The sequence below is a fragment of the Microvirga sp. 17 mud 1-3 genome (genome assembly GCF_003151255.1).
Classification (GTDB): domain Bacteria; phylum Pseudomonadota; class Alphaproteobacteria; order Rhizobiales; family Beijerinckiaceae; genus Microvirga.
The window spans coordinates 2,375,487-2,391,964 of record NZ_CP029481.1; the positions used below are offsets into that span (position 1 = coordinate 2,375,487).

Genomic DNA, 16,478 nt, shown 5'->3' on the forward strand with positions numbered 1-16,478 from the left:
GAGTCCCCTCGCCTCAGGTGCGAGTATTGCGCAAGAACTCCGCGAGGCGTGCGCTCCGCGGATTGCCGAAAATCTCGGCTGGCGGTGCATCTTCGACGACCTGTCCCTGATCCATGAAAACGACCCGGTCCGAGACGTCCCGGGCGAACCTCATCTCGTGGGTCACGATCAGGAGAGTCGCCCCATCATCCGCGATAGCCTTGACGGTATTCAGCACCTCCTGGACGAGCTCGGGATCGAGGGCGGAGGTTACCTCATCGAGAAGGACGAGCTTGGGATCCATCGCGAGCGCACGGGCAATGGCGACCCGCTGCTGCTGCCCGCCTGAAAGCTGGCTCGGATAGTGGTCGGCACGGGCGGCAAGACCTACGCGACCGAGCCAACGCTCCGCAAGTGCTCGCGCCTCTGCCTTTCCCATACGACGAACCTTACGCAGGCCCAGCATCACGTTGCCGGCGGCTGTGAGGTGGGGGAAGAGATTGAAACTCTGGAACACCATTCCGGTCATCGACCGCTGGCGGGACAGCTCCCGATCGCTCAAACGGTGGCGGCGGCCGTTCTTTGTGCTGTAGCCGATGGTTTCTCCATCGAGCACGATGTCGCCGCTCTGGAACTCCTCGAGGAGGTTGACGCATCGCAGCAGCGTGGTCTTGCCCGATCCGCTCGATCCGATGATCGACACGACCTCTCCCTTATGAAGGGCCAGGTCGACGCCTTTGAGAACCTCTACGGCACCGAAGCGCTTGTGCAATCCGCGGATCTCGAGCAGCGGGCGTGTGGTTTCCATGGTCAGCGCCCCTGTACGCGTCGCTCGACGGCTTTGCCGAGCTGATCTAGAAAGATATTGGCGAGGAGATAGAGTGCTCCTGCGAAGACGTAGAACTCGATGGTCATGAAGGTGCGTCCGATGACTTCCTGGGTTCTAAGGAGAAGTTCGCCCACGCCGATGATCGAAAGGAGGCTGGAGCCCTTGATGAGTTCGACCCCCGTGTTGATCCATGGTGGCAGAGCGCTCCGCAGAGCCTGCGGCAGGAGGACATATGCAAGGGTCTGAGGAAATGTGAGGCCGATGCTGCGGGCCGCCTCGGCCTGGCCTGGCGGAATCGCCTGCAGGGCACCACGCATCAATTCGCCGATATGGGCTCCCGCGAAAAGCGACAGCGCAAGAACGCCGGCCTGAGTCGCGCTCAGGCTGACCCCGGCGACGGACGGGATGTAGAAGGCCGCGAGGATCAGGACCAGGACGGGCGTGCCCCGCATCACGTCCACATAAACCCGGAAGGGAAAGCGGACGATGGCCGGACCATAGACAAGCTGAATCCCGCAGATGCATCCGAGGACGGTACCGAAAAGGATGGCGGCGGACGCGACCTCGATCGTGAGCAGGAAACCTTCCCACAACGGCCAACGGGCGATCCAGATCTGGTTCAGGAACGGCTGCATGGGCTCAGAATTTCGGAAACAGACGTTCGAGGCGGCGCAGGAGCGCCGCGATGGCGAAACAGGTCGCGATATAGAGCCCGCTGGCGACGATCCACGTCTCCACGACGCGGAAAGTATCGACGTTGATCTTGCGTGCCTGGAATGTCAGCTCCGGAACCGCGATGGCGGCCGCAATCGAGCTGTCCTTGAACATGCCGATAAAGGTGTTGCCCATAGACGGAAGGGCATTACGCATCATGATCGGCGCGACAACCCACACGTTGGTCTGCACCCGTGTGAGCCCGATGGCCCGGGATGCCTCCACCACGCCTTTCGGCACGGCGACGAGGCCGGCGCGGAAGACTTCAGTGAGGTAAGCTCCTGCGTAGAGTGCGAGCGCTCCGATGAAGCTCTCATACTTGTCGAACCGGATCCCGAGCTGCGGAAGTGCGAAATATACGAGCAGGACCAGCACGAGGAGCGGCAGGTTCCGGATCAGCATCACGTAACCTCCCACCAGCACGCGTGCGATACGGGACGAACTGACGCTCGCAAAGGCCGCGACAAGCCCGATCAAGGTGCCGCATGCCACCGCCGCGACCGCCAAACCGAGACCGAGGGCGAGCCCCGACAACAGGTTGCCGAAGCTCGCCCAGACTGCTCCGAACTGAAGCGAGTATCCCATGAGCCGGGTGTCGAGGCCTACCGGAACTCGGACGGGAAGCCGATCTTCGGCTCCGGCGGCGTCTCGCCGAACCAGCGCTCGAAGGCGGCCTTATACAGCGGGAACGTGGTGCCCGTCATGGATTCACGGATGGCGACATTGACGAAGTTCAGCCAATCCTGATCGCCCTGCTTGACGATGCAGGAATAGGTCTGCGGGTTCCAGCTGAAGCCCGAATCCACGTACCGGCCGGCGTTCTGCTTCATGTAGTAGCGCAGGGACGAGGAATCCGTCGCGGCAGCGTCGGCCCGCCCTGAATTAAGGGCCTGGTACATGAGGTCGACGCTCTCGAACTGGTCGACCTTCGCCTCGGGAAGCGCATCATGAACCATCTTTTCCGCGAAGACGTTCTGGAGCACCGAGACCGTCACCTTGTTCCCGGCAGCCTTGAGAGCAGCGTAGTCGGCATAGCGGCCTCCCGAGACGAGCATGAGGCTGACGCCCTCGCGATAATACGGGATCGTGAAGGCCACCTGCTGCGCCCGCGCCGCCGTCACTGTCACGAACTGGCACGCGATGTCGACCTTGCCCGTTACGATGTTCGGAATACGGGCGTCGGAAGCTTGATTGACGAACTCGATCTTAGAGGGGTCATCGAACAGGCCTTGAGCGATGATCTTGGCGATCTCGATATCGAAACCGACCAAGTCGCCCTTCTCGTCACGGAAATGCCACGGGGGATTGGTGCTCCCGGTGCCGACGATGAGCTTTCCGCGGCTGAGAACTTCCTTCAGCTTTCCCTGGGCGGATGCGGTCTGGGCCGGCAGCATCGCCAGCGCGCACAAACCGATCCCGGCAGCAACCTTGATCGTCCACTTCAACACGGCATTCCCCTCTGGCTCGTTGTCCGCCCCGCGCCGCACCGCTTGCTCGCGCGCCCCCAAGACATTGTTGCGCGGTCGCGGTGCCTGCATGAGCCAGCGAAGCATTTGGCAGTTTCGGCCCCACTACAAGCGCGGGCTGTTCCACGGGACGAAACATATGAGAAGGGTCGTGAGCGAGTGCTCACGTGCGAGGTATCCCGAACGGCGCATGGTGTTGCCGCCTCGCTAACTTCTGAGCAAGGTCGCCCAACATGCCGAATGTGGTAATGCCCTCGATCGACACCTTTGCGATCAAGCGGCGTGATTCCTAAAACGGGGAGCTTGTCGCTTACGCGATTTCGGCGCGACTTCCTGCCCTGCCGCCTCCTAGTTAAGACGCAAAGGGCGGTGCTACCCTTCCAGGGCGCCGATCATCTCCACCCGCGTCGCATGTCGGCCGCCCTCGAATTCAGCGTTCAGGAACGCATCCACGATATCGAGCGCCAGCCCTTCGCCCACGATGCGCGCACCCATCGAGAGCATGTTGGCATCGTTGTGCTGGCGGATCATCCGGGCCGAGAATGTGTCGGCGCAGACGCCGCACCGGATGCCCTTCACCTTGTTCGCCGCCATCATGATGCCCTGGCCGGTGCCGCACAGGATGATGCCGAACCGGCAATCGCCGGACGCGACGAGCCGTGCCGCCGCTTCGCCGTGCGTTGGATAGGGCGTGCTCTCCGGCGTCGTCGGCCCGATATCGACCACCTCCCAGCCATGCGCCGCGATATGAGCCGCGATGGACTGCCGGAGCTGAATGGCGGCGTGGTCGCTGGAGAGGACGATGCGTTTGCTGGCTGTCATGAAGAACTCGTTTCGTGTCCTGAAGCAATTTGACGGCTTGGTCGAGTTGAACCGTCTCGGCCCGTCACTCCCACTCAGTTATAAACGAGAAGAAAAACAACTTTATAATCAATTTGGGCCGCTCATTAGGCCACCAATCAGATTTTCCTCACGAACTCCGACTTCAAGCTCATTGCTCCGAATCCATCGATCTTGCAGTCAATATCATGATCCCCATCGACCAGGCGGATATTCTTGACCTTGGTCCCCATCTTCACGACACCGCCCGATCCCTTGAGTTTCAGGTCTTTGATGACGGTGACGTTATCTCCATCTTGCAGCACGTTTCCGGCGGCGTCACGGTGAACACTTTCGTCCGACTCGGCCACGGCCTCGGCTTGAATCAACCATTCGTAGCCGCATTCGGCGCAGACGTAGAGCCCGCCACCATCTTCATAGGTGAGGCTGGACTGGCATTGGGGACAGGGGGGTAGATTACTCATAACAAACAATCCTAGAAACCCGCTCCGGCATACCCGAGAGCCTTCCCGATACCATGCCGGCATCATTGACCCGGTCATGGTATCAGCGCTTTTTCAACGGTATGCCTTCCGGATACCATGAGAAATGCCCTTGATGGTGTGGGAGATATAGCTATTGAGGCAAAATTTTTGAAATTGAATCAAAAATTTATACATCAATCTCACTCCCACTCGATGGTGCCGGGCGGTTTCGAGGTGATGTCGTAGGTGACGCGGTTGATGCCTTTGACCTCGTTGATGATGCGGGTCGCCACATTGCCCAGGAAGGCCATGTCGAAGGGGAAGAAATCCGCCGTCATGCCGTCGACGGAGGTGACGGCGCGCAGCGCGCAGACGTGGTCATAGGTGCGTCCGTCGCCCATGACGCCCACGGTCTTGACCGGCAGCAGCACCGCGAAGGCCTGCCAGATCGTGTCGTAGAGGCCCGCCTTGCGGATCTCGTCGAGATAGATCGCATCGGCCTTGCGCAGGATCTCGAGCTTCTCGCGGGTGATCGTGCCCGGCACGCGGATGGCGAGGCCCGGCCCCGGGAAGGGATGACGGGCTACGAAGGCCTCCGGCAGGCCGAGCTCGCGGCCGAGCACCCGCACCTCGTCCTTGAAGAGCTCGCGCAGGGGTTCCACGAGCTTCATCTTCATGCGCTCGGGCAGGCCGCCCACATTGTGGTGGCTCTTGATGGTGACGGAGGGGCCACCCGTGAAGGACACGCTCTCGATCACGTCCGGATAGAGGGTCCCCTGCGCGAGGAAATCGGCGCCGCCGATCTTCTTTGCCTCCTCGTCGAACACGTCGATGAAGAGCTTGCCGATGGTCTTGCGCTTCACCTCGGGGTCGGACACGCCTTCCAGCGCGCCGATGAAAAGGTCCTGGGCCTGAACGTGCACGAGGGGGATGTTGTAGGAATCCCGGAACAGGCCCACCACCTGATCGGCCTCGCCCATGCGAAGGAGGCCGTGATCCACGAACACGCAGGTGAGCTGGTCGCCGATGGCCTCGTGGATGAGCACGGCCGCCACGGCTGAATCGACGCCACCCGACAGACCGCAGATCACTCGCCCCTTTCCGACCTGGGCGCGGATGCGCTCGATGGCCTCCTCTCGGAAGGCCTTCATGGTCCAGTCGCCCCGGCATCCGGCAATGTCGCGCACGAAGTTGCGGATCAGCAGCTCGCCCTGCGGGGTATGCACCACCTCCGGGTGGAACTGCACCGCATAGAACTTGCGGCCCTCATCCGCGGTGATCGCGAAGGGGGCGTTGGGCGAGGAAGCCAGAGGCTCGAAGCCCTCAGGCAGCCGGGTCACGCGGTCGCCGTGGCTCATCCAGACCGGATATTTCTTGCCGACCTGCCAGACGCCCTGGAAGAGCGGGCTCTCGGTGAGGATCTCGATCTCGGCCCGGCCGAACTCGGAATGGTGCCCGCTTTCCACCTCGCCGCCGAGCTGCGCCGCCATGGTCTGCTGGCCGTAGCAGATGCCGAAGACCGGGGTACCGGAATCGAACAGCTCCTGGGGCGCCCGCGGCGAGGTCTCCATCGTGACCGATTCCGGTCCGCCGGACAGGATCACGCCCTTCGGCTTCATCTCCCGGAAGGCCTCGGCCGCCTTCTGGAACGGCACCACCTCCGAATAGACCCCCTCCTCGCGCACCCTGCGCGCGATGAGCTGGGTCACCTGGGAGCCGAAATCGACGATGAGGATCTTGTCGTGGGTCTGGGTCATGGGACGGTCTGGGGCCTCGGGGTCGGAAGCGATGCGAGTATGCGGCTCACTTATGGATTTCTGGTGAGGACGGCAACGTAGAAGCCATCCGTGCCAGTGCGTAGAGGAGTCATTTGCCAGCCGAGCTTTGTCGGGCGCAGGACTTTTTCCAAATCCGGCATCCCGGCCCGTGCGAGGATCTCCCGCCCCGGAACGGGATGGAATTGCTCCTGGCGTTCAAGAAAGGCCGAGAGCGCCTCGTCATTCTCCTCCGGCAGGATGGAGCATGTGATGTAGACGATGCGTCCACCAGGACGGACGAGGGCAGCGGCCCGGTCCAGCACCGCCTGCTGCTCCTTGCGGCGGACCTCCAGGCTGCCGGGTCGGAGCCGCCATTTGGCGTCCGGGTTGCGGCGCCAGGTGCCGACGCCCGTGCAGGGCGCGTCCACCAGGACGCAGTCGATCCGCCCGTCGAGATCCGTGACCGCATCGGCGCGGCCGCGCGGTGTGCGGACCTGGACGTTGCGGACGCCCGCACGGGCAAGACGCTCGTGAATGGGCGCGAGGCGGCGGGCATCGTTGTCGGTGGCGTAGATCTGGCCGTGATTGTCCATCATCGCCGCGAGCGCGAGGGTCTTGCCGCCCCCGCCGGCGCAGAGGTCGACTACTTGATCGCCGGGCTGCACGGCGGACAGGAGGCTTGCGAGCTGCGAGCCCTCGTCCTGGATCTCGATCCAGCCCTTGAGGAATTCCGGCTCGGCCTGGATCGCCGGGCCACGGCCATCCTCGCCGGGGGCGATCCGGAGGCCTAATGGCGAAAGGGGCGTCTCGACGGCACCGAGATGCGGCAGGGCATCGTGCGCCTGCTCCCGCGAGGCCGCCTTGAGAGTATTCACCCGCAAGTCCAGCGGCGCACGGGCTGTCAGCGCCTGCATCTCGGGCACGAGATCGTCGCCGAAGAGGCGCTCCAGGGACGGTGCGATCCAGTCCGGAAAGTCTCCGGCAGCGGGTGCGGGTGCCCCGTCGAGAGTGGCGTTCGTCAGCCTTTCCCGCTCGGCCTCGGTGAGTGGTTCGGGCGCGAAGCGCTCGCCCGAGAACAGGCCCGCAATGGCCTCGACGTCGAGGCCGCGCTGGAGCCGGAGCGTTCCGAGCATGACGGCGCGGGGTGTCCCCTCGCCCATGATCCAGGCGGCGGACGCCTTCCGGCGCAGGGCGTCATAGACGAGGCTCGCGATGGCGGCCCGGTCCTTGGACCCGGCGAAGCGGTGGGACAGGCCCCAATCCTTCAGGGCATCCGCGGCCGGGCGGCGGCGGGCGTCAATGTCGGACAGAACCTCGATGGCGGCGGCGATGCGGGCTGCAGGTGTCATAGGAATACAACACTCGACCTTGGCCGTGGAAATGACACAATATTACCAATCTTCGATCCCGTTCCGAACCGATGCCGGAAGGGCGCGTGCACGATGCACGCGGCTTTCAACCAGGGCTTCTTGGAGCTTCTCACGATGTCGATCAAGCTGACTCGCATCCTTGCCGTCGGTCTCACTCTTGCTATCGCAGCCTGCGCCACCACTCCGCCCCCGGCGGTGGACATGAACCCGCCTCCACGCAAGGCGATGGACGCGAAGACGCAGCTCGAAAGCGGCCGCAAATTCTAAAACGCGATGGCGGGACGGGTCCGGGATCCGTCCCGCCATCGAAAGGCTTTTAGGCCCTGCCCGGCCAGATCACACGCCCAGTTCAGCGGCAAAGATCCGCAGGGCGAAGATGATCCACATGATGAGCAGGATCAGCACGCCGGCCACGAAGGCCATGAAGCGCCGCGGCACCCGGTTCGACGTGACGTGGATCCCCGCATGGACGAGCCGCGTCACGACGAAGAGCCAGGAGAGGATCACGAAGACCAGGTCCGCCTTCTTGGTGATCAGTGCGAGTGCCACCAGAACGTAGAACAGAACCGGGACTTCGAGCTGGTTATGGTAGGCGTTGGACACCTTGGTAACCTGATCCGGCCAGTTGCGCTCGCCGAGCGCGATGTCCCGGATCTTCACGTTGCCGGCCCGGAGAACCCCCATGCGGGAGCGCCCGGTCCAGAACAGAAGGACGAAGGTGAGCCCGACCAGGACGAAGACCGGGAGAAGGACGGCGGTGATGCTCATGCGGAACCCTTGTCAGCCCGGTTTTCGGGCCAAGCTTAGCTGCGGCCCGGATAATTAGGGCTTTCCCGCGTGATCGTCACGTCGTGCACGTGGCTTTCGCGCAGGCCCGCATTGGTGATGCGGATGAACTGTGCCTTTTCGCGGAACTCCACAAGGGTCCGGGCGCCCACATAGCCCATGGAGGCGCGCAGGCCGCCGGCGAGCTGGTGCAGGACTCCGGCGGTCGGGCCCTTATAGGCCACCTGCCCCTCGACACCTTCGGGAACGAGCTTCAGGGTGTCGCGCACCTCCGCCTGGAAGTAGCGGTCCGCCGAGCCCCGCGCCATGGCGCCGACCGAGCCCATGCCGCGATAGGCCTTGTAGGAGCGCCCCTGGTAGAGGAAAACCTCGCCCGGGGTCTCGTCGGTGCCCGCAAGCAGGGAGCCGACCATGGCCGTGGAGGCGCCGGCCGCAAGGGCCTTGGCGAGATCGCCCGATACCTTGATGCCGCCATCCGCGATGACCGGGATGCCCGCTTCGGACGCCGCCTCGACGGCCTCCATGATGGCCGTGAGCTGGGGCACGCCGACGCCCGCCACGATGCGGGTGGTGCAGATGGAGCCGGGCCCGATGCCGACCTTCACGGCATCGGCCCCGGCATCGATGAGGGCCTTGGCGCCCTCGCGGGTCGCCACATTGCCGGCGATGACCTGGACGGCGTTCGAGAGCTTCTTCACCCGGCTCACGCTTTCCAGCACCCGGACCGAATGGCCGTGGGCGGTGTCGACCACGATCACGTCGACGCCCGCGTCGATCAGGCGCTCGGAGCGCTCGAAGCCCTGGTCGCCCGTGGTGGTGGCGGCGGCGACCCGCAGGCGGCCCTGCTCATCCTTGGCGGCGTTCGGATAGGCGACCTGCTTTTCGATGTCCTTTACGGTGATGAGGCCGATGCAGCGGTAGTGGTCATCCACCACCAGAAGCTTCTCGATGCGGAACTGGTGCAGAAGGCGGCGGGCCTCGTCCTGGCTCACGCCTTCACGGACCGTAATCAGCCGGTCTTTGGTCATAAGCTCGGAAACCGGCTGGGCAGGATTGTTGGCGAAGCGTACGTCCCGATTGGTAATGATGCCGACAAGCTTTCCCTTCGAGCCGCCGGGCCCGCGTTCCACCACCGGGATGCCCGAGATGCCGTTGTGCTTCATCACGGCCAGGGCTTCGGCCAGGGTCTCGTCCGGATGGATCGTGATGGGGTTCATCACCATACCGGACTCGTAGCGCTTGACGAGGCGGACCTGATCGGCCTGGGCCTCCGGATCGAGATTGCGGTGGATAACCCCGATGCCGCCGGCCTGGGCCATGGCGATGGCCATGCGGCCCTCCGTGACCGTGTCCATGGCCGAGGCGATGATCGGGAGGTTGAGGCGGATGGACTGGGTGAGCTGGGTGGCCAGCTCCACCTCGCTGGGCATGACCTCGGAGCGTCCGGGCCGCAGCAGCACATCGTCGAAGGTCAATCCCTCGATGAAACGATCGGCGATTGAGGCCATGGCCAACTCCTGGTTTTCGAGAATGGGGCGCCGGGGCAGCGGCGACGAGTTGGCGAGGGTCCGTAGCATGGGCGGCCCTATTCGCAAAGCGGTAAAACCCTGTTGGAAAAGAAGATCTGCCGTGCGACGGACCCGCTAGGCAAGCGGCCCACTTGCGGGTAATTGCCAAAGGTCATGCGCCAATCCCGCCTCCTGCCTCTCATCATCGCGACAGCGCTTTTCATGGAGAACACGGACTCGACCGTGATCGCCACCTCGCTGCCCATGATTGCGCAGGATATCGGCGAGGATCCCATCGCGCTCAAGCTGGCGCTCACCTCCTATCTGGTAGGGCTTGCGATCTTCATCCCGATCTCGGGCTGGATGGCCGACCGGTTCGGCTCCAAGACGATCTTCCGGGCCGCCATCGCGGTCTTCATGGCCGGCTCCCTGGCCTGCGCCGCGGCCGGATCGCTCGGCGGCTTCGTCCTCGCCCGCTTCATTCAGGGCATGGGCGGCGCCATGATGGTGCCGGTCGGGCGCCTCGTCCTCTTGCGCAGCGTACCGCGCAACGAGGTGGTCCAGGCCCTCGCGACCTTGACCATTCCGGCCCTGATTGGGCCCATCGCCGGACCTCCCTTAGGCGGCTTCATCACCACCTACTTCGACTGGCGCTGGATCTTTTTCATCAACATCCCCATCGGCATCCTCGGCATCGTGCTGGCAACGATCTTCGTCCCCGAGATCAAGGAAGAGGAGACGCCGCCCTTCGATTTCGTCGGCTTTCTCCTGGCCGGAGCGGGATTCGCCCTTCTGATGCTCGGCTTCGCGTCGGGCGGGCGCCACCTGATCCCGCCCTCCGTCTCGCTGGCCTGCGCGCTGATCGGGGCCTTGGGCATCCTCCTCTTCATCCGCCATGCCCGGCGCACGCCCCATCCGGTCCTCCGGCTCGACCTCTTCAAGATCAAGACCTTCCGGGCAAGCGTGACGGGCGGCTCCCTGTTCCGGGTCGGCGTCGGGGCCATTCCGTTTCTCCTGCCTTTGATGCTCCAGGTCGGATTCGGCCTCTCGCCGCTTGCGTCCGGCTCGCTCACCTTCATCGCGGCCGTGGGCGCCCTGTTCATGAAGACCATGGCGAAGCGCATCCTCGAACAGGTCGGGTTTAAGCGCCTCCTGACCATCAATGCGGTCATTGGTGGAGCCTTCATCGCGACCAACGGGTTCTTCACCCCCTCGACACCCCATTGGCTGATCATGATCATCCTGTTCATCGGCGGATGCTTCCGGTCGCTCCAGTTCACGAGCATCAATGCCCTCGCGTTCGCGGACATTTCGAACCGGGACATGAGCTACGCCACCAGCCTGTCGAGCGTCTCGCAGCAGCTCGCCCTCAGCATGGGCGTGGCGCTGGGCGCCTTCGCGCTCGAGGCTGCCTCGGAATTCCACGGGTCGTCCACCATCGTGGCGCATGATTTCGGACCGGCCTTCTGGATCGTGGCCGGGGTGGCCACGCTTTCGACCTTCGCGTTCATGCGCCTGCCGCACGATGCGGGGGCCGAGATGTCCGGTCACAAATCTTTGAAGCTCCAGCCGGCGACCGGCCTGGGCGACGGCACCCGGGCGCCTTAATATTCCCATTCGTTCGGGAACCGGAGGGCCGCCATGGACCAGCGCATCATCGATCTCTACGACCACTTCACCCATGGCGGCATGAACCGCCGCGCCTTCCTCGACAAGCTGACGAGCCTTGCCGGAAGCGCCGCGGCAGCCGCTGCCCTCCTGCCCATCCTGCAGAACGACTACGCCAGGGCAGACACGGTAGACGAGAAGGACCCGCGCATCGCCGCCACGACTGTCGACATTCCCGGCGTTCAGGGGCTCAAAGGCTACCTCGTCCGTCCGAAATCCGCCGGCGGCAAACTCCCGACCGTCCTCGTGATCCACGAGAACCGGGGCCTCAACCCGCATATCAAGGATGTCACGCGCCGGGTGGCGACCGAAGGCTTCATTGCGCTCGGCCTCGATTACCTGTCGCCCATGGGCGGCACGCCGGCTGATGAAGACAAGGGCCGGGAGATGATCGGCCAGCTCAAGCAGCCGGACGTGATCGCCGCCGGCAAGGCGGCCGTGGCCTATCTGAAGGCCCTGCCCGACGGCAACGGCAAGGTCGGCGCGGTCGGCTTCTGCTGGGGCGGTGGCGCAGTCAACAACCTCGCGGTGGCGGATCCGGACCTTTCCGCCGGTGTCGCCTATTACGGCGCCCAGCCGAAGGCCGAGGACGTGCCGAAGATCAAGGCTGCTCTCCTGCTCCATTACGCGGGGCTCGACGAGCGCATCAACGCGGGCATCCCGGCCTATGAAGCGGCCCTCAAGCACGCCGGCAAGACCTACGAGCTCTATGTCTACGAAGGCGCGAACCACGCCTTCAACAACGACACCAACGAAGCCCGCTACGACAAGGCAGCAGCCGACCTCGCCTGGAACCGCACGGTGGCCTTCCTGAAGAAGCACCTCGGCTGAGAGTTGCCCGCGTCGCTTCGAGGGAGAGGCGACGGTGAATGTCTTCAGCATAGCTGGGGCGCTGCGTGACCTGGTTCCCTCTCCACAAGTGGGAGGAGAGTAGGTCGGCGCTTTCTGACGAACACCCAAGGTCAGTGGGGAGGATTGTCCTCGAAAGCCTCAACCTGGATGCGGCGGCCGAGCATGAAGGCGTCGGCGACGAGGCGGAAGGGAGCGTCGTCCACCTCCGACCGTCCCTCGGCCAGCAGGGTCTCGAAGCGGCGGTATATGGCCGGGTATTCTTCGGATTCTTCCTCCACCACGAGGGAGCCGTCGATCTCCAGGCGGCTGCCGCCATGGGAGAGCTTGAGCAGAGGCCCGCCGACGCAATCGACCTCGATATCCCAGGTCTGCGGCCCGGTCTGCCGCCAGTCGAACACGGCCTGCAGATCCGTGTCCTCCGGGCCGGTCGACAGGCGCAGGTCTGCCGCGATGGGCGCATCCCGGTTGGCCGGGAACGCGAGGTCCGCCTGCCGGATGAAGACGGGCGTCGGCATGATCTTGGTCACGATAGACAGGGCGTTGATGCCCGGATCGAACACGCCGAATCCGCCCGCCTCCCAGATCCATTGCTGGCCGGGATGCCAGTGCCGCACGTCCTCTTTCCAGGTGACGAGGAGGCGCCGGACCGTGCGCCCTGCCAAGGCGTCGCGGGCTACGTCCACGCCCCGGTTATACTGGGCGTGCCATGTGGTGAAGACGACCTTGCGCATTTCGTTCGCAAGTCGGCGAAGATCCTCGAGTTCGCTCAACGTGGCAGCAGGGGGCTTTTCGAGGAGGACATGTTTTCCGGCTTCCAACGCATCCCGCGCGATGAGGTGGCGCACCTGTGGAGGTGTGCAGATCGCGACCGCGTCGAGGTCCGTCACCTCACGAAGCATCTCCCGGTAATCCGTGAAGGTGTGCCGTGCCTCGTCCGGCTTGAGGCCGCGCTGGCTGGCCACGGCGGTGAGCTCGAGGTTCGGATTGGCGCGGATGGCCGGCAGGTGCTGATCCTGCGCGATCTTGCCGAAGCCGATGATGCCGATCCTGTGAACCATGCCCTGCCCTCCTGCCCTTCGTGGCCGGCCCGAAAATGGTGCTTCAGGACAAAGGCGACCTGTCAGCACCGCCCCGGAAACCGGTGGCCATCACATAGAGTTCCGACGAGTCGGCGCGGCTCGCCGCCGGCTTCACGTGCCGAACCGTGGCGAAATCGCGCTTGAGATCGGCGAGAAGCTGGCTCTCGGTGCCGCCCTGGAAGACCTTGGCGATGAACACGCCGCCCGGTGCCATGATCTCCCGCGCAAACGCGATAGCGGCCTCCGCAAGCCCCATGATGCGCAGGTGATCCGTCTTTTTGTGGCCAGTCGTGTTGGCGGCCATGTCAGACATGACGATGTCGGCCGGCCCGCCGAGCATCTCAATGAGCTTGTCGGGTGCGGACTCGTCCAGGAAGTCGAGCTGCACGAACTCTACCCCCGGCATCGGGTCGATGGGCAGGAGGTCGATTCCCACGACCCGGCCCTTCTCGCCCACCTTGCGGGCCGCGATCTGCGACCAGCCGCCGGGCGCGGCGCCGAGATCGACCACCCGCTGACCGGATTTCAGGATGTGGTACTTCTCGTCGATCTCCAGGAGCTTGTAAGCCGCCCGCGAGCGGTAACCCTCGCGCTTCGCCCGCGCCACATATGGGTCGTTCAGCTGCCGCTCGAGCCACTTCTGGGACGAGAGCGAGCGCTTGTTGGCAGTCTTCACGCGCTGCTTGAGGGTGCGCGACCCTGCTCCGGACTTTGGAGTACTCACCGACGGTTCTCCCGCCATACGCTGTCTTCACGCATCATGTTCATCAAAATTCCTTCGCGCAGCCCTCGGTCGGCGATGCGCAGGCGGTCCGAGGGAAAAGCCCGCCGGATCGCCTCCAGGATGGCGCAGCCCGCAAGGACGAGATCCGCCCTGTCGCGGCCGACGCAAGGATTGGCGGCGCGCTCCTGGAAATCGGATCCGAGCAGGCCCTCAATGACCGCCGTGATGTCCCGGTTCCGCATCCACATACCATCCACCCGCCGCCGGTCATAGCGGGGAAGGCCGAGATGGATGCCGCCGACGGTTGTGACCGTGCCGGACGTGCCGAGCAGGTGAAAATTCGGCGCCCTCCCGGCCTCCGCCGCCACCAGCGCAAAGTCGAGCAGGAGTTCGGTAACCTCCTCGACCATGGCCTCGAAGCTCTCGGGCGTCACGTCGATGCCCCCGTGACGTTCAGCCAGGGTCACGACGCCCACAGGCAACGAATCCCAGGCGCGGATGCGCTTGCAGGGATCGGCGAACATATGCGGTGCCTGCCCGTCGAGCCAGGCGATCTCGGTCGAGCCGCCACCGATATCGAAGACAATGACGGATTCGGCCCTCGGATCGACCAGGGAGGCACAGCCCGTGACGGCAAGATACGCCTCGGTCTTCCGGTCAACGATTTCGAGTTCCAAATCCAGGTCGGCGCGCACCCGCTCCACGAAAGCGAGACCGTTGGTCGCAAGACGGCACGCCTCCGTGGCTACGAGACGGGCACGCCTCACGCCTTTTGCGGCCATCTTGTCACGGCAGATGCGCAGGGCGTCGAGCGTCCGCTCGATCGCGTCCTCGCTCAGGTGATTGCCGAATCCCAGACCCTCGCCGAGACGCACGATCCGCGAGAACGCGTCCACGACCCGAAACCCGGAATGAGCGGGCTCGGCGATGAGCAGCCGGCAATTGTTGGTGCCGAGATCCAGGGCCGCATAGCTGCGCGCGGAACGACGGCGTCCATTCCGCCGCCCCGCGACCCCAAGCGGACGATCCCCGCGCCACGGCACATCCTTCACGCGGTCCGCGAGCGGATTCGGTCTGTCCCCCTCTGCCTCGGCGATCGCATCGTATTTAACGGTCAAAACTACATCCCCGGCATCGAACGGATGCCTGTTTGGCCCGAAGAGTAACAACCCCTTTGACACTCTGCCAAGGGTCGGGGATGCGTTTTGGACGGCGCAGAGGGAGAGTCTCAGACGGACAATCCGCGGAAGCGGTCGGTCAGATCGGTGAGAATATCAGCGCCCACATTGGCGAAGGCGACGCGCAGGTGCCCCTCCTGCCCCGGTCCGAAATAGCTTCCCGGCAGGCACAGGACGCCGCGCTCCGTGGCGAGCTTTTCGGCGACGGCTTGGGAGGATACGCCCGCAAAGGGGTGTCGAAGATAGGCGAAATAGGCGCCGACCGATTCGATCTTCCACTCGGGCAGCGGCTCCAGGGCGCGATGGAACGTGGCCGCACGCACGTTGATCTCGGCCCGGTTGGCCTCGCGCCAGTCCCGCAGAGCGTCGATGGCCCAGGGCAAAGCCGCCTGCGCGGTGCGCGGTGCGCAGATCTGGATGCAGTCGAGGATCTTCCCCAATTGCTCGATCAGCCCCGCATCCGCCACGACGGCGCCCATGCGGTGGCCGGGAATCGCATAGGATTTGGAGAACGAGTAGAGCTGGATCACGGTCGGGCGCCAGTTGGGTGTCGCGAACAGACCGTGGGCGCGGTTGATGCCGGCTGGCAGGAAATCCCGATAAGTCTCGTCGATAACGAGATAAATCCCGCGCCGACGGCACAGGTCCGCGAAGGCTTCGATCACGTGAGCCGGATAGACGGCGCCAGTCGGGTTGTTGGGCGTGACGAGGACGAGGGCCTTCACCTTGTCGTCGATCAGGGCCTCGGCATCCTCGACCCGCGGCACGAATCCCGCCTCCGGCCGACATGGGAGGGGCTTGGCCTCGATTCCCAGCATGTCGAGGCTCATCTGGTGGTTGAAGTACCAGGGAGTGGGCAGCAGCACTGCGTCACCCTGGCGGGCGAGGAGCATCATGACGGCGAAGAAGGCCATGTTGCAACCGGCCGTGATGGCCGTGTCGGCAGGCGCAATCGGCCCTTCGTAGATCCGCGACAGCTCGGCCGCATAGGCCTCCCGCGGGCCGGAATCGCCGTCGATGGGCCCATATTGCGCACCGGCCGGGGAGCCTGCCGAGGCGGCAAGGCGCTCCAGCATCCCCGGATGCGGCGCATTCCCGGGCACGGCCTGGGACAGGTTGATGAGCGGGCCGCGGGACCCGTCATAGCGCTTTGTCCAGGCCTGCGCCTCCGGGATCGGAGGGCTCCCGACATCCGCGATCAGGGGATTGATGGGGTTCAGGGCGGCGCTGGCCATGGGAACGATTCACCTTGGAATAAAAAAGG

17 protein-coding genes are annotated in these 16,478 nt (G+C 64.4%); 3 read left to right on the top strand and 14 right to left on the bottom strand.

Annotated features, from left to right (window positions below; all coding sequences use genetic code 11):
* Positions 1–13 precede the first annotated feature (13 nt).
* From C4E04_RS11315 to C4E04_RS11350, 8 genes are all read right to left on the bottom strand, one after another.
* Positions 14–787 carry an amino acid ABC transporter ATP-binding protein gene (locus tag C4E04_RS11315; RefSeq protein ID WP_109597578.1) on the bottom strand — a complete coding sequence of 258 codons (774 nt, stop codon included), beginning with the start codon at positions 785–787 and terminating at the stop codon, positions 14–16.
* A 2-nt stretch (positions 788–789) separates the two neighbouring features.
* Positions 790–1,443 (bottom strand): amino acid ABC transporter permease, encoded by a 654-nt coding sequence (locus C4E04_RS11320; RefSeq protein WP_109597579.1) that lies wholly within the window; start codon positions 1,441–1,443, stop codon positions 790–792.
* Between the two features lie 4 nt (positions 1,444–1,447).
* Positions 1,448–2,107 (bottom strand): amino acid ABC transporter permease, encoded by a 660-nt coding sequence (locus tag C4E04_RS11325; protein ID WP_109597580.1) that lies wholly within the window; start codon positions 2,105–2,107, stop codon positions 1,448–1,450.
* Positions 2,108–2,124: 17 nt separating this feature from the next.
* Entirely contained in the window at positions 2,125–2,916 is a 792-nt protein-coding gene (locus C4E04_RS11330) for a transporter substrate-binding domain-containing protein (RefSeq protein ID WP_162559505.1), read from the bottom strand.
* Between the two features lie 444 nt (positions 2,917–3,360).
* On the bottom strand, positions 3,361–3,810 hold the full coding sequence (rpiB, locus tag C4E04_RS11335) for a ribose 5-phosphate isomerase B (protein WP_109597581.1): 450 nt from the start codon (positions 3,808–3,810) through the stop codon (positions 3,361–3,363).
* 137 nt (positions 3,811–3,947) lie between these two features.
* Positions 3,948–4,292 carry a zinc ribbon domain-containing protein YjdM gene (locus tag C4E04_RS11340; protein ID WP_109597582.1) on the bottom strand — a complete coding sequence of 115 codons (345 nt, stop codon included), beginning with the start codon at positions 4,290–4,292 and terminating at the stop codon, positions 3,948–3,950.
* Positions 4,293–4,492: 200 nt separating this feature from the next.
* Positions 4,493–6,049 (bottom strand): glutamine-hydrolyzing GMP synthase, encoded by a 1,557-nt coding sequence (gene guaA, locus C4E04_RS11345; protein ID WP_109597584.1) that lies wholly within the window; start codon positions 6,047–6,049, stop codon positions 4,493–4,495.
* Between the two features lie 50 nt (positions 6,050–6,099).
* Complete coding sequence (locus tag C4E04_RS11350; RefSeq protein WP_109597585.1) at positions 6,100–7,398, bottom strand: RsmB/NOP family class I SAM-dependent RNA methyltransferase; 1,299 nt, start codon at positions 7,396–7,398, stop codon at positions 6,100–6,102.
* Positions 7,399–7,533: 135 nt separating this feature from the next.
* Here C4E04_RS11350 and C4E04_RS21105 point away from each other — a divergent pair, with 135 nt between their 5' ends.
* Complete coding sequence (locus C4E04_RS21105) at positions 7,534–7,686, top strand: hypothetical protein (protein WP_174219265.1); 153 nt, start codon at positions 7,534–7,536, stop codon at positions 7,684–7,686.
* Positions 7,687–7,755: 69 nt separating this feature from the next.
* Here the strand turns inward: C4E04_RS21105 and C4E04_RS11360 are convergent, their stop codons facing one another.
* Both C4E04_RS11360 and guaB read right to left on the bottom strand, forming a co-directional pair.
* A complete protein-coding gene (locus C4E04_RS11360; protein ID WP_109597587.1) occupies positions 7,756–8,187 on the bottom strand; it encodes an MAPEG family protein in 432 nt (143 codons plus the stop codon).
* Between the two features lie 35 nt (positions 8,188–8,222).
* On the bottom strand, positions 8,223–9,713 hold the full coding sequence (gene guaB / locus C4E04_RS11365; protein ID WP_109601036.1) for an IMP dehydrogenase: 1,491 nt from the start codon (positions 9,711–9,713) through the stop codon (positions 8,223–8,225).
* A 174-nt stretch (positions 9,714–9,887) separates the two neighbouring features.
* On the opposite strand from guaB, the gene C4E04_RS11370 reads away from it, so the two are divergent.
* Positions 9,888–11,321, top strand: a complete 1,434-nt coding sequence (locus C4E04_RS11370; RefSeq protein WP_109597588.1) for a DHA2 family efflux MFS transporter permease subunit — start codon at positions 9,888–9,890, stop codon at positions 11,319–11,321.
* 33 nt (positions 11,322–11,354) lie between these two features.
* Complete coding sequence (locus tag C4E04_RS11375; protein ID WP_109597590.1) at positions 11,355–12,212, top strand: dienelactone hydrolase family protein; 858 nt, start codon at positions 11,355–11,357, stop codon at positions 12,210–12,212.
* Between the two features lie 131 nt (positions 12,213–12,343).
* On the opposite strand, the gene C4E04_RS11380 is transcribed toward C4E04_RS11375, so the two are convergent.
* The 4 genes from C4E04_RS11380 to C4E04_RS11395 form a co-directional block, all read right to left on the bottom strand.
* Positions 12,344–13,291, bottom strand: a complete 948-nt coding sequence (locus C4E04_RS11380) for a Gfo/Idh/MocA family protein (protein ID WP_109597591.1) — start codon at positions 13,289–13,291, stop codon at positions 12,344–12,346.
* A 43-nt stretch (positions 13,292–13,334) separates the two neighbouring features.
* A complete protein-coding gene (locus tag C4E04_RS11385) occupies positions 13,335–14,054 on the bottom strand; it encodes an RlmE family RNA methyltransferase (protein WP_109597592.1) in 720 nt (239 codons plus the stop codon).
* On the bottom strand, positions 14,033–15,088 hold the full coding sequence (locus C4E04_RS11390; RefSeq protein WP_109601038.1) for a Ppx/GppA phosphatase family protein: 1,056 nt from the start codon (positions 15,086–15,088) through the stop codon (positions 14,033–14,035). The genes C4E04_RS11385 and C4E04_RS11390 overlap by 22 nt, the downstream gene beginning before the upstream one ends.
* A gap of 176 nt (positions 15,089–15,264) precedes the next feature.
* Positions 15,265–16,449, bottom strand: coding sequence for an aminotransferase (locus C4E04_RS11395; protein ID WP_109597593.1), 1,185 nt, complete (start codon positions 16,447–16,449; stop codon positions 15,265–15,267).
* Positions 16,450–16,478: the final 29 nt, after the last annotated feature.

Excerpts from the sequence above, each read along its gene's own strand:
- C4E04_RS11370 (WP_109597588.1), top strand. The coding sequence starts at position 9,888 with ATGCGCCAATCCCGCCTCCTGCCTCTCATCATCGCGACAGCGCTTTTC.
- C4E04_RS11395 (WP_109597593.1), bottom strand. The coding sequence starts at position 16,449 with ATGGCCAGCGCCGCCCTGAACCCCATCAATCCCCTGATCGCGGATGTC.
- C4E04_RS11380 (WP_109597591.1), bottom strand. The coding sequence starts at position 13,291 with ATGGTTCACAGGATCGGCATCATCGGCTTCGGCAAGATCGCGCAGGAT.
- guaB (WP_109601036.1), bottom strand. The coding sequence starts at position 9,713 with ATGGCCTCAATCGCCGATCGTTTCATCGAGGGATTGACCTTCGACGAT.
- C4E04_RS11315 (WP_109597578.1), bottom strand. The coding sequence starts at position 787 with ATGGAAACCACACGCCCGCTGCTCGAGATCCGCGGATTGCACAAGCGC.
- C4E04_RS11325 (WP_109597580.1), bottom strand. The coding sequence starts at position 2,107 with ATGGGATACTCGCTTCAGTTCGGAGCAGTCTGGGCGAGCTTCGGCAAC.
- C4E04_RS11320 (WP_109597579.1), bottom strand. The coding sequence starts at position 1,443 with ATGCAGCCGTTCCTGAACCAGATCTGGATCGCCCGTTGGCCGTTGTGG.
- C4E04_RS21105 (WP_174219265.1), top strand. The coding sequence starts at position 7,534 with ATGTCGATCAAGCTGACTCGCATCCTTGCCGTCGGTCTCACTCTTGCT.
- C4E04_RS11385 (WP_109597592.1), bottom strand. The coding sequence starts at position 14,054 with ATGGCGGGAGAACCGTCGGTGAGTACTCCAAAGTCCGGAGCAGGGTCG.
- C4E04_RS11330 (WP_162559505.1), bottom strand. The coding sequence starts at position 2,916 with ATGCTGCCGGCCCAGACCGCATCCGCCCAGGGAAAGCTGAAGGAAGTT.
- C4E04_RS11360 (WP_109597587.1), bottom strand. The coding sequence starts at position 8,187 with ATGAGCATCACCGCCGTCCTTCTCCCGGTCTTCGTCCTGGTCGGGCTC.
- C4E04_RS11375 (WP_109597590.1), top strand. The coding sequence starts at position 11,355 with ATGGACCAGCGCATCATCGATCTCTACGACCACTTCACCCATGGCGGC.
- C4E04_RS11340 (WP_109597582.1), bottom strand. The coding sequence starts at position 4,292 with ATGAGTAATCTACCCCCCTGTCCCCAATGCCAGTCCAGCCTCACCTAT.
- guaA (WP_109597584.1), bottom strand. The coding sequence starts at position 6,049 with ATGACCCAGACCCACGACAAGATCCTCATCGTCGATTTCGGCTCCCAG.
- C4E04_RS11350 (WP_109597585.1), bottom strand. The coding sequence starts at position 7,398 with ATGACACCTGCAGCCCGCATCGCCGCCGCCATCGAGGTTCTGTCCGAC.
- rpiB (WP_109597581.1), bottom strand. The coding sequence starts at position 3,810 with ATGACAGCCAGCAAACGCATCGTCCTCTCCAGCGACCACGCCGCCATT.